Source organism: Enterobacter sp. BNK-34, from assembly GCF_048684445.1.
In the GTDB taxonomy this organism is placed as follows: domain Bacteria; phylum Pseudomonadota; class Gammaproteobacteria; order Enterobacterales; family Enterobacteriaceae; genus Enterobacter; species Enterobacter pseudoroggenkampii.
The window spans coordinates 3622904-3636914 of record NZ_JBLQUA010000001.1 but is presented as its reverse complement, the minus strand read 5'-3'; the positions used below and the strand labels follow the sequence as shown (position 1 = coordinate 3636914).

Genomic DNA, 14011 nt, shown 5'->3' with positions numbered 1-14011 from the left:
TTGACGGTCTTTTCGTAAATAAGTGATTTTTATTAAGTTGATTTTTATTTAATCCACTTATTGAAAGAAGTCGTGAGCTCAAAACGCGATTTCCTTGGTATGAAATGACCTGATTAGCCACGGTCAATATGTTTTATATTTAACTGAGTTCTAAGAGTTCACTCCGATCTTAGTAACGGAAAAGGTATTTAATAATGCTAAATCATATTCTACAGGCCGGCACTAATCCGTCGATTAACAGTAATAACATGAAAGCGAGTGCTGATGCCTCAACCACGGCAGCTGTGATTATTCAAAACTATGTCGGCACCATTTTAACACAGGCCGATCTCTCTCTGCCTGATATATTACCCGATCTACCGGAACATCAGGCAAAAGCCAGAGACCATGCCACATCCTGGCGCGATGTCATACAGCCGCAAATGATCTCAACCAATACGGATATTGTGAGCTTCTCTAACAATTTTGATTCCTATTATGACCCTTTGGTTAAGCTGGCGGTAAAAATACAGCAAAACCCTTCGGACACAGCATCAATTAATACTTTTAAACTGGGTGTTCAGCAACTTCAGGCGTTGGTCGCTCAAAAACAAACCGCTACGCATACCGTGGTTAATTCAGTGGGGGGGTTCCAGACCACGCTTGCCGAAGATGCCCGCAATTTCGCCAGTGATTTTTCGACGGCAGAGGCGGCATTAGCCGGTAAAGACGGGCAAATTGCCGCACTGGGGAAACAAATCGACGCTATTAATTCCGCCATGAGTAAAGACTTGACTATGATTGCAGCGGGTTCAACCGCCGCAGTAGTAGGGGGATTAATGATTGCCGTGGGGGCACTGGCGGAAATTGCGACCGCAGGTGTCAGTACCGCACTGATTGTCGGTGGATTGGTGGTCGTTGGAGCCGGTGCTGGTGTTGCCATTGCCGGGGGAGTTGACTATGCCAAGCAAACCAGCGCGCTCAGCACGGCCATTACGACCAGAACAAAACTACAACAACAGTATTCTGCCACCAAAAACGTGAATACGATTGTTCAGAACCTTTCAGGCCAGGCATCCGCTGCGGTTCAGGCCGCGGGTTCTTTACTGGCAGGTTGGCAGACGCTTGAACAGGACTTTATTGTCTTCCAGTCGGCGCTGACCAGCGCGACCCCCGATTTAGGTTATTTCCTGATCGCGCAACTCAATGCGGCGAAAGCGGACTGGGATGATGTTGGCAATCATGCCCGTAAACTCCTGGATTATGGTTCTTTACCGGTCAGCAACGCATCGGTTACCAGCGGTGGGATCCTGTTGCCTAACCCAACGGCGACGTTTGCACGGCTGGCTGCTGCATAGCGTTCATCAATCATCAATCAGGCCCGTGAGGGTCTGATTGTTTTAACAGACAAACCGGACGCATCGTTTCACGATGATGCCAATAAAAGACCCTTGTCTAAGGTTCAGAGTATGCCAGCATTAAAAGTCAGCTTTACTCAGGCATTAACGGCTCAACAAGATGTGCGTCAACAGATGAAGCTGGTCGCACAACAATTAGAACAGCTTCCGCCCATTAACGATCCGCAGATCCCCGACCTGAATGAAAATATTGTCTCCGTCCACAATCATGCGAATTATTATCTGTCTGACATTGTGGTGGAAATGGATTCGTTGTATTCCGAGGTTATCAGGTTTGGAGACGAGCTGGATTCTACGGTTTCTAACATCCGTTCTGAATTAAATGGTCCTGACGGACAGGGATATCTCACAAAAGCTCAGGGACAGATTAAGCAATTACTCTCCGACAGCGCGCCGCTATCCGCCTCTCTGAATAATTTCAATGAGGTTGTTATTTCCTTTAATAATGACATTACGACGGACTCAAGGAACTTGCTAGCCGATCAGCAAAGGGCGCAACAGTTATTAGCTGCCGATCGGGCAAGATTAGAAGCTCTTAAAGCTCAGCTGAATGCGCTGAATGCTGAGCTTGAAAGTAAAAAGCGGATGGAAATTATCATCGGCATTTTTACTCTTGGGATTGGCGCCGCCATTATGGAATTAACAGGCTATGTGCAAAGCACAGAGCGGGCGATTGGTCAGGCGCAACAGGAAACGGAGAGGCTTTATCAGGAAATAGGACAGCTCGGCGCCACCAGTGATGCACTGAACGCATTGACCAAAGGAACCGCTATTTTGTGTGGCCTGACACAATCTCTTCAATATGGTTGGCAAACCGTGACGGCCGAGCTGTCGGAGGTGACCCAACAACAGGTGACTGCGGATTTTCTTATCGTCTCGGTTAATACCGTGCAGGCGAACTGGCAGGAAGTGATGCGCACCGTTGAGCAATTGCAGTAAGGCAAAAACCAATTAACGACTTTGAGGTTTTCATTATGATCATGCAAGCCATTGCAGCTGTGAAAAATGATACTGAATCATCATCAACCCATACCTTAATGACAGGTATTCAGGGCATTGGTGCTTCATCGATTGCTCAACAGACTTATGCGAGCACTGTATTATGTCAACCCAACATTCATTTAGATATTTTACCTGATCTTCCTGCACAGCAGGCTATTGCGCGCGATCAGGCGCAGGAATGGTTGTCCTCGATTAATCCGGCGGCCATCTCTTCTCTGGTGAATGTGCGTAATTTTTCGAATCAGGTGGGGGCTTATGTCGATGCACTTCTTCCGGCGGCACAAAAATATGACATGGGGGATAAAAGCCAGCTTCCTTATATCCAGCAGGGCATCCAGCAGCTGCTTTTTCTTGCTCAGAAAAACGTCACTTCCACGGGGGTGTTTGTCGATAACGTCCAGGTTTATGTGAATGGGATCAACAGCAGTCAGAGCACATTTAAAGCGGCTAAAGAAACCGTGCAGACGCAAATTACCGGTGATAAAGGGGAAATATCGGCACTTCGGCAGAAGCTAAACGATCTGAATAAACAGATGGATGCAGATATTGTGCAGATTTCGGCGGGAGCGGTGAGCGACATTATAGGGATCGGCATGATTGTCATTGCGGCCACAACAATTATCGAAACCGGTGGGGCAACGCAAACGCTTCTGGCTGCAGGTATTACCCTGGTCGCGGGCGGAACGCTGGCGATGACCATAAGCTCTGCCGATATCGTCAAAGCGCAAAAAGAGTACAGCACAACGTTGACCAATCTCGTCGGGCTTGAATTGGAAGTGGCTGTTTTTGACACGGTTTATAACCAGTTGACGGCCAGTGAAAGACTTTCTCAGTCTGCCATTGATGCCGCTAAGCTGCTGGTCAACGGATGGCAGACCGTTGCTGATAGCTACCAGCAAACGCTGGCCGACCTGCAGCAGAGTTCAAAAGGGTATCTGGCACTGAGGCTGAGCGCGATGAAACGCCAGTGGCAACAGCTAGGCGATCAGGCGGGAAGCGTGATGCAGTTAGGGCCGCTGCCTTTTAATACTGTTCCCGCAAATGAACTGAAGTCGAGTGCATGACAGGCGAAGAACTGCCCGGCAACCGCCGGGCAGAAAAGCTTTTTAGAACAGGTATAGCGTCAGCACTGTTGGTTGAAGGTGGGGTGGTACAAAACAGCGTAAGTTAACAATCAACATGATTTAACATAATATACATTATGCGCACTTGTATGGAATCAGGGAAAATCTGGCGTTTTGCGGACATCGTTGGCCTGGCTTCTGAAAGCGTCTACGCCGGCTATCTCACAGCGCGTCCAGCGCATGCCAGCTTAACGGTACTGTTCTTCCCAGGTTTACTTACCGTTTTGCCCTGTTGATATAAGCCTGTAAACCCTCTGCAAGAAAATCAAACACCGTTTTACAGGCCTGTCTGGTTTGATCATGTGAAATTCGGCGTCAGCGATTATGAAAAAAGTAAAACCTTCTTCCTCGAGGCGCTTCGCCCGCTTGGTGTTGAACTCATCGATGAAGGCACGCCGGAGTATGGTGTAGAAATGAGTTCCGGCGATGTTTCACTTTGCCTTTTCCATACAAATGACAAACCCGCGCCTCTGCATCTGGCGTTTGTGGCCAATACGCGCCAGCAGGTTGATGATTTTTACCATGCTGCACTGCGCGCCGGCGGACGTGATAACGGCGGGCCGGGGTTGAGGTCATACGGTGAAAATTACTATGCCGCGTTTGTCATCTCGCCTGATGGTCATAATATCGAGGCGGTGTGCCATGCGCCGCAGAGTCTGTAGCGTCAGATGTCATTAAATATCTGTCATGCGTCTATTTGCACGATTATGCACGAAAGTGCTTCATTAAGCCACATTAATCCCGTATGGTATGATCTGTAATCGTGCAACTTCGTGCAATAACACTGACAGAGGTATTTATGACACAACAGTTGATTCTAATTGCCGGCCCCTACCGCAGCGGAACCGACGGCGTTCAGGCGCGCATTGATGAGAATCTGGCGCGTCTCGAAAGCGCAGCATTAGCCGTTTACCAGCGTGGTCACATTCCGATCATCGGTGAATGGCTTGCTTTGCCGTTGGCAAAGGCCGCGGGCTCGAAAACCGTTGGTGATGAAATCAGCGAAGCGATGCTCTACCCCGTTGCTCACCGGCTCATAGCTAAATGCGATGCAATTTATCGTATCGCCGGTGCATCTAAAGGTGCCGATATGGACATTGAGGTCGCCAGAAAATACGGCCTCAGGGTTTATACCGCGCTTGAGGACATTCCTGAGGCTTAAGGAAAACCGACAGCCAGGCTATGCTCTCAGGCTGGCTGTCAGACGGTATCACAATCTGAGGTTAACACGACGGATACCCCCTTTTCTGATACTGCGCGGATCCAGTCCTTATCGGTATTGTCTTCCACGACGATGGTATTCACCGATGACACATCACCAATCACAAACGAAGACGCTGTGTTGATCTTTTCCGGAGAAGCCAGAACAACAGTCTCCGCGGCTCTGCCGGAAAATGCACGTTTGATGCACGCCTCTTCGAAATCACCGGTCGTTAATCCAGCTTCAGGATGGATCCCGGTCACGCCCATAAAGAACAGGTCTGCATGAATATTTTCGATGCCTTCGATGGCCGCAGCGCCGACCGCAACGATAGAGTGTTTATACAAGCGACCGCCGATCAGAATCACCTCAATGGACGGATGATCGACAAGCCCCAGGGCAATGCTCGGGCTGTGCGTCACCACAGTGATACGAAGCTCGGGAGGGAGAAACGTAATCAGCTCCGACGTTGTCGTGCCACCATCGACGATCACCACCTGGCCTGATGAAATCAGCTGCGCGCCTTTGCGGGCCACCCTTTTTTTCGCATCCATTTTCACGGATTGCCGTTCAGCAAACGGAGCAATCGCGGAAGATGCTGGAAGCGCGCCACCGTGAACCCGCTGCAAACGCCCTTCTGCCGCCAGCTCGCGCAGATCGCGCCGGATGGTGTCTTCAGAGACGTCAAAGAGAATGCTGAGCGCTTTTGACTGGACCTGACCTTCGGCGCCGAGCTTTTCGAGGATCAATTGTTTTCGTTGACTGGTGAGCATCATGAATTCCTGATGTTGCATGTTTTATCTTGTAAATGCACGATAATGCTGTTTATGATAATTACTCTACGTAAGGAGGAACAAACGTGCAATCAAAACGTGCAGATGTGCGCATCATTAACAGTGAAACACTGTCAAATAACTGGTACGTCCTTAAAAAATACACCTTCGACCTGCAGCGACGTGATGGCGAATGGCAGCGGCAGCAGCGGGAAGTCTACGACCGTGGCAACGGTGCGACGATTTTGCTCTACAACCGTGATAAAAAGACGGTGATCCTGACTCGCCAGTTCCGCTTCCCCGTCTTTATCAACGGCCATGAGGACAATCTAATCGAAGCCGCTGCGGGATTGCTGGACAACATGGATCCCGAGAGCCGCATCAAAGCAGAAGCGGAAGAAGAGACCGGATTTCACGTTTCACGCGTGCAGAAAATTTTCGAAGCCTATATGAGCCCGGGCTCCGTTACGGAAAAGCTCTATTTTTACCTTGCCGAGTACCAGCCGAGAGACAGAACCGGCGCTGGCGGTGGGATCAAGGCGGAAGGAGAAGATATCGACGTGCTGGAAATGACGCTTGAAGAGGCATTACGCGGCATTGAGACGGGTAAAATCGTCGACGGGAAAACCATCATGCTGCTTTATCATGTGGCCCTTAAAGGTATTCTTTAACCTACTGGTTTGAATCCTGATTTGAAGGCGCATGAGTTGGTGCGCTTGTCCGTTACGCGGATGGAATGCGGGAAACCTCCTAAATTTTGCAGCCTACTATATTTAGTGAACGATTTCGAAATTCGATAAAATCATAAACATTTCCCTGAGTCATCTGCATTTACCATTCAAAAATGCCAAACGTTCACAAGGCTGCCTGCAGAGGTAGCCTGTCTTATCTGTTGATTGGATTAAAATGCGACTCGCTACAGATAACGAAGCATATTATACTTGCTCCTCCACTCGAACAGGAGGCAGCAACTCACGTGAAGGATACATATTACAACGACATAACGATCAATACGCTAATTCAGAGTGAGCTGGACGCGTTTTTTGAGGACTTCAAAGGGATCGTCTTTGCCTACGCTATTATGAACAAGAAAGATCCTTCACAGATGAGGATACTCAATAACAGTCCTGAGTGGTTTAATATCTACCTTGAAAGAAAATATCAGTTCATTGACCCTGTCATTATTCGGGCTTTGCGCTGTGTTGAAGACTTTTTCTGGGAAAGCGATGTCGTCCTTTCGGATGGTTATAACCTGACACGCATTTTCGACGAAAGCGTTCAGTATGATATATACCAGGGGCAGACTTTTCCTCTACATGACTATCTGAATAATCTTGTTGTCTTATCCGTCATCAGTCCTAAGCATTCTGGTATTGACATAGAGAAATATCGGCCGCAATTTCTACGCTTCCTTGTTCAGTTACATCAGAAGACACTCAATCTGTATAGTCAGCATCAGCAGAAAAAGAATGTGTTCTTGTCGCCACGTGAGCGACAAATCCTCAAATGGGTCAGCGCCGGAAAAACCTATGCAGAAATTTCTGTTATTTTATCTATTGCTGAACGCACCGTTAAATTCCATATGGGCAATATAATGAAAAAACTCGGTGTGAATAATGCCAGACATGCAATAAAGCTTGGAACAGAACTCCGGTTACTGGACGACTGACCCTCAGACACTGGTTATAGATAGCGTAAATGCCCGAGCATTTCGCGAAGCCAGTGGCTGGATTTGTCTTTACTAATAATATCTTCAATAATGCGGGTGCTGGCAGGCATATAAATATAGTAAATAACCTCCCCTTTTTCAGAAACACCGCGCTGAATAACTTCAACTTTCCAGTTCGCATGCCGAAATATGGCATACATACCGCGACTGGCTACTGCGTACATTCCGTGATATTTATTCTTAATGCAATAAATATTCATTGCAAGAAACAATGCTTTACTGGCGGGCACGCCCTGCAAACTTGCAGAGTCTCGTGTTTCTTTATCTAAAAATAAACGACTCACTTCACAGCAGGGAACATCGGCTGGAAAAACAATGGGATTATCGAAATAATTATGAAAGATTTCGCTTATCATTGTCGGCTGCGTTGAGTTAATAAATCGCGCGCCGCATAACAGCTGTCCATCATACATACCCAGTAAGTATGTCGTGTTATGGGAATCAAATTGATCCTTTTCCATCCCTTCGATGCATTCCACTTTCCAGTCGAGTCGGTCCCGAAAGGTTTTTCTTCTGAGTCGGTAGAGTTCGTGCGCTAGTGCTGGGGGTAAATCATCGTAGTCGTGTAAAAAAAATTCAATGACAGAAATCATGCTCTTGTTCCTGATAATAACACCTGAAACTATCATCACCTGTCTTTTAGGACAGCTTTCATTGTGCCGCATATTCCCTATACTTAAAAAGTACCTGACCACGAAGTTCTCGCAAAACTAAGCGGTCAGGAGGTCAAAGACCTACGAAACACCAGGGATATACCCATCGATGATTATCTAATATTTAAAGTTTCGGGTACAGAGCATAAGAAGCACTTTGCCGATAAAATAATAAAAAACAATAATCATAAAGTAATTACAATAAAAACATTGCCCCTTAATCTTTTAAGGGGTAATATTTCCGATTGCTTATTTTTCCCACCCTCCCCTTCATTTTACAGAATCTACTGACTTCATCTGCCCAAAACCCTGGCCGGTACCGCTTTGCAGGTATCTGCCTGTGCTATTCTTGCTGAATCATGTAAGACGGAGAATTGATGATGGCCGACTGGAACCCTTCTCTTTACCTGCAATTTGGCGCAGAAAGAACGCGTCCAGCCGCCGAGTTGCTCGCCAGAATTCCTCTTGATGAAGCCGCTACTATCGCCGATCTGGGCTGTGGGCCAGGTAACAGCACGGCGCTGTTGAAGCATCGCTGGCCTTCTGCGCACATCACCGGGGTCGATAACTCCCCTGCTATGCTCGAGGAAGCACGCGCCGCCTTACCTGACTGCCACTTTGTTGAGGCCGATATCCGTCAGTACAAGCCTGGCCAGCCGCTTAGCCTGATTTATGCCAACGCGTCGCTGCAATGGGTTCCGGACCATTACGATCTCCTGCCTCATCTTGTCTCCCTGCTTAAGTTAAATGGCGTGCTGGCGATCCAGATGCCTGATAACTGGCTGGAACCCACCCATGTGGCGATGCGTGAAGTGGCGCTGGAGCAAGACTACCCGGACCGTGGCCGCGAACCTCTGCCGGGTATACATGCTTATTACGATATTCTGTCGGAGGCTGGCTGTGACGTGGATATCTGGCGGACAACCTATTATCACAAAATGAGCTCTCATCAGGCCATTATTGACTGGGTAAGCGCCACCGGCCTGCGCCCCTGGCTCCAGGAACTGAACGAGAGCGAGCAGAAACGTTTCCTGAAACGCTACCATGAACTGCTGGAAGAGCAGTATCCGCTTCAGGAAAACGGGCAGATACTGCTGGCTTTTCCTCGGTTGTTTATCGTGGCTCAACGCCAGCCCTGATCCGATTATAAGCGGGCTTCTTTGAGCAACTGCTGGATAACCTTTTCCTGCTGCGCATAATCACCCTCGCCAAAGGCGGTATAGCGCAGCTGCCCTTTGGCATCAAAGTAGTAATGCGCTGGCCAGTACTGGTTGCCGAACGCATTCCAGATTTGATAGTTGTTATCCGTCACAACCCGATACGGCAACTGCCATTTCGTTACTGCCTTTTGTACCGACGAAAGCGGTTTTTCCCAGGGGTATTCTGGGGTGTGAACCCCAATCACCACCAGGCCCTGCGACTGATACTTCGTGGCCCAGTCTCGCACATGCGGGAGCGTGTGCTGGCAGTTAATGCAATCCCACGTCCAGAAATCAATCAACACCACCTTCCCTCGCAAGGATTCAGACGTGACAGGGTCACCGTTAATCCATCCTGTTCCACCGCTTAACGAAGGCAGCTGGCTGCTGGGCTCAGCGATCGCCACCGGCTGGAGCTTCACCGGCGCGGTTGTGGGTTTTGCCAGATTTAAGAGCGCGGTCTCAAGACGGTCTGCGACGCCGTTAGCCCCTTTCAGCAGCGAGGTCATCCCCGTCGCGTTCAGGACAACTGCCGCTAACATTGCAACTCCTGCCCCCTGCCGGAGCTTCGCCATCAGCGCAGACTTTGCCCTTAACGGTGTCATCAGCGTGCGGCTGCCGATAACGAGCAGGCCCAGCATTAGCGCGCATCCGCTGCCATAGGCAGCGAGCAGTGCGCCCGTGGCGATGGCCGAGTGGCCCGCGATATTAATGCTGAAAATAGCGCCCAGGATGGGGCCCGCGCAGGGAGACCAGAGTAGCCCGACCGCAAGCCCGGCCAGAAAAGCCGATGCCATTCCGCGCGTTTGCCCGCTTCGGGTGTTGAGAACATTTCCTGCGCTGACGGCCGGTCCCGCGATACGCTGGGCGAAAGACGGAAAAATTAAGGCCAGCGCGGCTATGGCCAGAATGACGAGCGCGATCCAGCGCCCAACAATGGTTGCCGCTGTTATCCACTCGCTGGCGACGGTGATGACCATCGCCACCAGGGTGAACATCACGACCATCCCGGCGAGCAGGGCCAGAATATGTCGTCGTTGCCCCTGGAAACCGGCGAACAGGAGTGGAATAACCGGGAGCGTACATGGGCTTAGCAGGCTTATCATCCCGCCCAGAAAAGCGATTACCAGAAACATAATGACCTCACATTACATGTCCTGCGACACTGCAGTGAGGCTATTTCATCGTCCTGATGTGTTCAGGATATGTGTAAACGCGCGGTTTTTGTCTGGCTCTGTATCATCCGGGCCAGGAGATACAAAGCCGTACAATTAACGACGCGGTAGCGTAATGGAGACGTCCAGTCCGCCACCGGCTCGGTTCGCCAGTTTGAGCTTTCCTTCCAGCTGTGCGGTCAGCTGCGCGGCAATCGCCAGGCCGAGTCCTGTCCCGCCGGTATCGCGGTTACGCGAGGTTTCAACACGATAAAACGGTTGCAGAACCGCCTCCAGCTCGGCTTCGGGTATTCCCGGTCCGTCGTCCACAATGTGAATCACCACCTCTTCGGCAGACGAATCATCAATGGCAATGACGGCACAGTCGCCGAACTTCAGGGCATTATCCAGCAGGTTAGACATCACTCTACGAAGCGCCTGCGGACGCGTGACGATCGGCAAACGGACTTCGTTTGCCTGAAACTGCACGTTTTTACCAATGTCCTGATAATCGCTGGCGATGCTGTTGACCCAGGCGTTCAATTCCAGCTTCAGCGACGTCTCTTCCAGTGATTCTGATGACCGGGCATACGCAATGCCCTCCCGCACCAGACGCGACATATTATCAAGGTCGTTTAAGAGTTTGTCCCGCAGTTCAGGCTGCTCCGTCATTTCTACACGAAGCTTCATGCGGGTAATGGGCGTCTGGAGATCGTGAGAAATAGAGGCCAGGATCTGTGCGCGCTCCCTGAGATAAGACTGAATGCGCGCCTGCATGGCGTTGAAGGCATGGGCTGCGCGCTGCAGCTCCAGCGGCCCTTTCTCCGTCATTGGCGTGCTGGCCGCCGGATCAAGTGAATCCACCGCGCGGGTAAATTGTGAAAAAGGCCGAACCACCTGCCGCACGGCGATCCAGGAGCAGGCCGCCAGGAGCAGCAGCTGCAGGATGAGCACAACGGGTAACCAGCTGGCGACGGGTGGCATGCGCGGGATGAGGTCAATGGTCAGCGGCGAGCCATCGCGTAACGTGAGATGCGCCTGGATATGTGAAATGGCGCCGGGAACGGCGGTGAAGCTGAGAGGATATTGTGCCGCGAGCGTCGCTTTTAAGGTTCGGATAGCATCCTGCGAACGCTTATCCGTCGGCGCTGCGCCGGGTTCCCCTGTGCCCAGAATATAACGATAGTTACCCCGTTCAAGCCGCGGCAGCCAGGCGGCGCGTTCGCTGGCCGGTAAGCGGTCTAAAATGGCGACGCTGGTTGCGACGTCGTTTTCCAGATTACCGAGCATCACCGTGCGGGCGCTGTGCATGCGTTCAATCATGACCAGCGTCAGGCTCAGGGCGTTAGCCAGCAGCAAACCGGGCAGCACGACGATCAGCAAACGAGCCAGCAGCGAGCGTGGCCAGAGCGTCATTCGTTAACCTCTTTGATGGTCACCGGCATCGTAAAGACGTAGCCTTCGCTGCGCACGGTTTTGATATAGGCGGGCGTGCGGGCATCTTCATTGAGACGCTGGCGAACCCGGCTAACCAGCAGGTCGACAGAACGTTCAAACAGCTCGGCGTCTCGCCCCTGCGTCAGGTTAAGCAGCTGATCGCGGGTCAGAACCCTCTGAGGATGGTCAAGGAAAACGCGCAGCAGACGATACTCCGCCCCGCTGAGCGCCACAATCACCCCTTCCGGGTCGATTAAGTGGCGGGCGACGGTATCGAGCTGCCATTCACCGAACATCACCAGCCGCCCTGCTTCTGTCACCTGTAGATTGGGCGGCATCGTGCGAAAACGCCGTAAAATCGCTTTAATGCGTGCCAGAAGCTCACGGGCGACAAACGGCTTCACCACGTAGTCATCCGCGCCCATCTCCAGGCCCAGGATCCTGTCCGTCTCCTCATTGCGGGCCGTCAGCATCAGGATGGGCAGATCTTTATGTTTGCCGCTGCGTAGCTGCCGGCATAGCGTGAGACCGTCATCGCCGGGCATCATGACGTCCAGCACCACCAGGTCGATATGCTGTTTATCCAGTACGCTGCGCATCTCTTTGCCGTTGGCCGCGCCCGTCGCGCGATAGCCAGACTTACCGAGATAATCGACAATCAGTTCACGAATATCCCTGTCGTCATCGACGACAAGGATGTGGTCAATATGTTCCACCAAACTCTCCAGACCGAAGGGTAACGTACTGAAAATAGCACATTTCACAGCTTATCCGCGTCGATAACTGCCTTGACGAAATCCTGCGGATCTTCCTGAGGCGGGTTGTGCCCCACGGTTGAGCCGAAGGTGCGGTGCTCATATTTGCCGGTAAATTTAGCTGCATAGGCCTGCGGTGCCGGATGCGGCGCGCCGTTGTTGCCGCCTTCGATGGTGATCGTTGGTACGGTGATATTCGGCAGCGTAGCCAGTTTTTGCTCGTAGCGGTCGTATTTGCGCTCGCCTTTTTCCAGCCCTAAACGCCAGCGATAATTACTGAGCGTCACCGCGACGTGGTCCGGGTTATCGAGTGATTTGGCGCTGGCGTTAAAGACCGCATCGCTAAATTTCCAGTCAGGTGAGGCCTGAGACCAGATTAAACGGGCGAAGTCATGCGTGTTTTTGGCATAGCCTTCAGCACCGCGCGCGGTAGAGAAATAGAACTGATACCACCACTGCTGCTCCGCTTTTGGCGGCAACGGCTGTTTGCCAATCTGCTGGCTGCTGATGAGATACCCGCTCACTGAAACGAGTGACTTCACGCGCTCGGGCCACAGCGCCGCAACGATATCCGCCGTCCGGGCGCCCCAGTCATATCCTGCAAACACCGCCTGCCGGATATTCAGTGCATCCATCAGGTTGACGATGTCTTTCGCCATCGCCGAAGGCTGGCCGTTGCGCGGTGTGTTTGCTGAAAGGAAGCGCGTGGTGCCGTAACCGCGCAGAGACGGCACAATGACCCGGTACCCTTTTGCCGCCAGTGCGGGTGCAACCTCGGCATAGCTGTGAATGTCGTACGGCCAGCCGTGCAGTAAAATAACCGGCTGACCGTCTTTCGGGCCAATGTCGACATAGCCGACATTCAGATCGCCTGCAGTGATTTGCTGGGGATGGTCAAAGGCTGCGGCGACGTTTGTGCCGGTGACTTCGGCCTGACAGGACATCACGGTGCCAAGTGAAACGGTCAGTGCAAGAGTTGAGTACGCGAGTTTGCTAAACATGTTGGTATCTCCGGTTGAGTACAATTCACGGGGATATAACAACACTGCAATGTATAGCGGATATGTGCGAAAGCGGGTTTATTGCAAGCCTGTGTATGTATCCGGGACGCTGATACAGTGTGATACAAACACAGGCGTTGTCGCCTTAAAGGGAGAGTCGGTAGCGGACGTAATCGTCAGCTTCGCCATATTTGTCATAGAGTTTACGCGCCGGGTTGTTCTCCCGGGTGACCCAGTACAGTTTCGACCACCCTTCGCGCTTGCCTTCCTCAATCAGAGCATCAATAAGCGCCTTACCTGCACCCGCTCCGCGTTCGTCGGCATCAACAAACAGATCTTCCAGGTAGCAGATGGGGGCCGTTGACCAGGTACCTTCATGCAGAATGCACATCGCGAAACCGATGACCTTTTCGTCCTTCTCCACTACCCGGCAGAACATCTGGGAATGCGCTGATAGCGCCCTTTCCCACGTCGCTGCGGTGACGGATTCCTCGAGGTAGCAATCATAAAAATGGGTGTAACCATCCCACAGCGGTCGCCATTGGGAATAGTCGTCTGCGCGTAGAGGTCTTACCGTGACAGCCAT

The 14011-nt window shown here is 51.4% G+C and carries 15 protein-coding genes; 8 read left to right on the top strand and 7 right to left on the bottom strand.

The features are described 5' to 3' along the window. Positions 1 to 194 precede the first annotated feature (194 nt). The 5 genes from ACMGG5_RS17855 (at position 195) to ACMGG5_RS17835 (ending at position 4685) form a co-directional block, all read left to right on the top strand. Positions 195 to 1337: an HBL/NHE enterotoxin family protein gene (locus ACMGG5_RS17855; RefSeq protein ID WP_048991623.1), complete on the top strand. Its 1143-nt coding sequence runs from the start codon at positions 195 to 197 to the stop codon at positions 1335 to 1337. 111 nt (positions 1338 to 1448) lie between these two features. Continuing rightward, entirely contained in the window at positions 1449 to 2336 is an 888-nt protein-coding gene (locus tag ACMGG5_RS17850) for an HBL/NHE enterotoxin family protein (protein WP_420278282.1), read from the top strand. A 35-nt stretch (positions 2337 to 2371) separates the two neighbouring features. Continuing rightward, positions 2372 to 3463 carry an HBL/NHE enterotoxin family protein gene (locus ACMGG5_RS17845; RefSeq protein ID WP_420278281.1) on the top strand — a complete coding sequence of 364 codons (1092 nt, stop codon included), beginning with the start codon at positions 2372 to 2374 and terminating at the stop codon, positions 3461 to 3463. A 362-nt stretch (positions 3464 to 3825) separates the two neighbouring features. Continuing rightward, the gene (locus ACMGG5_RS17840) at positions 3826 to 4185 is read left to right on the top strand and encodes a VOC family protein (RefSeq protein WP_420278280.1); all 360 of its coding nucleotides are present in this window, start codon (positions 3826 to 3828) and stop codon (positions 4183 to 4185) included. Positions 4186 to 4322: 137 nt separating this feature from the next. After that, a complete protein-coding gene (locus ACMGG5_RS17835) occupies positions 4323 to 4685 on the top strand; it encodes a DUF4406 domain-containing protein (RefSeq protein ID WP_024908484.1) in 363 nt (120 codons plus the stop codon). A 38-nt stretch (positions 4686 to 4723) separates the two neighbouring features. On the opposite strand, the gene ACMGG5_RS17830 is transcribed toward ACMGG5_RS17835, so the two are convergent. Then, positions 4724 to 5497, bottom strand: a complete 774-nt coding sequence (locus tag ACMGG5_RS17830) for a DeoR/GlpR family DNA-binding transcription regulator (RefSeq protein ID WP_024908483.1) — start codon at positions 5495 to 5497, stop codon at positions 4724 to 4726. Positions 5498 to 5583: 86 nt separating this feature from the next. On the opposite strand from ACMGG5_RS17830, the gene ACMGG5_RS17825 reads away from it, so the two are divergent. Both ACMGG5_RS17825 and ACMGG5_RS17820 read left to right on the top strand, forming a co-directional pair. After that, the gene (locus ACMGG5_RS17825; protein ID WP_420278279.1) at positions 5584 to 6168 is read left to right on the top strand and encodes an NUDIX domain-containing protein; all 585 of its coding nucleotides are present in this window, start codon (positions 5584 to 5586) and stop codon (positions 6166 to 6168) included. A gap of 305 nt (positions 6169 to 6473) precedes the next feature. After that, positions 6474 to 7166, top strand: a complete 693-nt coding sequence (locus tag ACMGG5_RS17820) for a helix-turn-helix transcriptional regulator (RefSeq protein WP_024908481.1) — start codon at positions 6474 to 6476, stop codon at positions 7164 to 7166. Positions 7167 to 7180: 14 nt separating this feature from the next. On the opposite strand, the gene ACMGG5_RS17815 is transcribed toward ACMGG5_RS17820, so the two are convergent. Next, positions 7181 to 7819: an acyl-homoserine-lactone synthase gene (locus ACMGG5_RS17815; RefSeq protein WP_157189188.1), complete on the bottom strand. Its 639-nt coding sequence runs from the start codon at positions 7817 to 7819 to the stop codon at positions 7181 to 7183. 440 nt (positions 7820 to 8259) lie between these two features. Here ACMGG5_RS17815 and tam point away from each other — a divergent pair, with 440 nt between their 5' ends. After that, positions 8260 to 9018 (top strand): trans-aconitate 2-methyltransferase, encoded by a 759-nt coding sequence (tam, locus tag ACMGG5_RS17810; protein ID WP_024908479.1) that lies wholly within the window; start codon positions 8260 to 8262, stop codon positions 9016 to 9018. A 5-nt stretch (positions 9019 to 9023) separates the two neighbouring features. Here tam and ACMGG5_RS17805 read toward each other — a convergent pair whose 3' ends face one another. The 5 genes from ACMGG5_RS17805 to ACMGG5_RS17785 all read right to left on the bottom strand — a co-directional run bounded on the left by ACMGG5_RS17805 (position 9024) and on the right by ACMGG5_RS17785 (position 14011). Beyond that, positions 9024 to 10214: a cytochrome c biogenesis protein/redoxin gene (locus ACMGG5_RS17805; RefSeq protein ID WP_370883646.1), complete on the bottom strand. Its 1191-nt coding sequence runs from the start codon at positions 10212 to 10214 to the stop codon at positions 9024 to 9026. Between the two features lie 135 nt (positions 10215 to 10349). Then, the gene (locus tag ACMGG5_RS17800) at positions 10350 to 11648 is read right to left on the bottom strand and encodes an ATP-binding protein (RefSeq protein WP_208762877.1); all 1299 of its coding nucleotides are present in this window, start codon (positions 11646 to 11648) and stop codon (positions 10350 to 10352) included. After that, entirely contained in the window at positions 11645 to 12385 is a 741-nt protein-coding gene (locus ACMGG5_RS17795) for a response regulator (RefSeq protein ID WP_032647230.1), read from the bottom strand. Before ACMGG5_RS17795 ends, ACMGG5_RS17800 begins: the two co-directional genes overlap by 4 nt. 44 nt (positions 12386 to 12429) lie before the next feature. Continuing rightward, positions 12430 to 13425, bottom strand: a complete 996-nt coding sequence (locus ACMGG5_RS17790; RefSeq protein ID WP_420278278.1) for an alpha/beta fold hydrolase — start codon at positions 13423 to 13425, stop codon at positions 12430 to 12432. Between the two features lie 145 nt (positions 13426 to 13570). Then, positions 13571 to 14011 carry a GNAT family N-acetyltransferase gene (locus tag ACMGG5_RS17785; RefSeq protein ID WP_024908474.1) on the bottom strand — a complete coding sequence of 147 codons (441 nt, stop codon included), beginning with the start codon at positions 14009 to 14011 and terminating at the stop codon, positions 13571 to 13573.

Coding starts and splice junctions, on each gene's coding strand:
- ACMGG5_RS17800 (WP_208762877.1), bottom strand. CDS start 11,648: ATGACGCTCTGGCCACGCTCGCTGCTGGCTCGTTTGCTGATCGTCGTG.
- ACMGG5_RS17805 (WP_370883646.1), bottom strand. CDS start 10,214: ATGTTTCTGGTAATCGCTTTTCTGGGCGGGATGATAAGCCTGCTAAGC.
- ACMGG5_RS17785 (WP_024908474.1), bottom strand. CDS start 14,011: ATGGCTGTCACGGTAAGACCTCTACGCGCAGACGACTATTCCCAATGG.
- tam (WP_024908479.1), top strand. CDS start 8,260: ATGGCCGACTGGAACCCTTCTCTTTACCTGCAATTTGGCGCAGAAAGA.
- ACMGG5_RS17815 (WP_157189188.1), bottom strand. CDS start 7,819: ATGATTTCTGTCATTGAATTTTTTTTACACGACTACGATGATTTACCC.
- ACMGG5_RS17835 (WP_024908484.1), top strand. CDS start 4,323: ATGACACAACAGTTGATTCTAATTGCCGGCCCCTACCGCAGCGGAACC.
- ACMGG5_RS17850 (WP_420278282.1), top strand. CDS start 1,449: ATGCCAGCATTAAAAGTCAGCTTTACTCAGGCATTAACGGCTCAACAA.
- ACMGG5_RS17855 (WP_048991623.1), top strand. CDS start 195: ATGCTAAATCATATTCTACAGGCCGGCACTAATCCGTCGATTAACAGT.
- ACMGG5_RS17790 (WP_420278278.1), bottom strand. CDS start 13,425: ATGTTTAGCAAACTCGCGTACTCAACTCTTGCACTGACCGTTTCACTT.
- ACMGG5_RS17830 (WP_024908483.1), bottom strand. CDS start 5,497: ATGCTCACCAGTCAACGAAAACAATTGATCCTCGAAAAGCTCGGCGCC.
- ACMGG5_RS17845 (WP_420278281.1), top strand. CDS start 2,372: ATGATCATGCAAGCCATTGCAGCTGTGAAAAATGATACTGAATCATCA.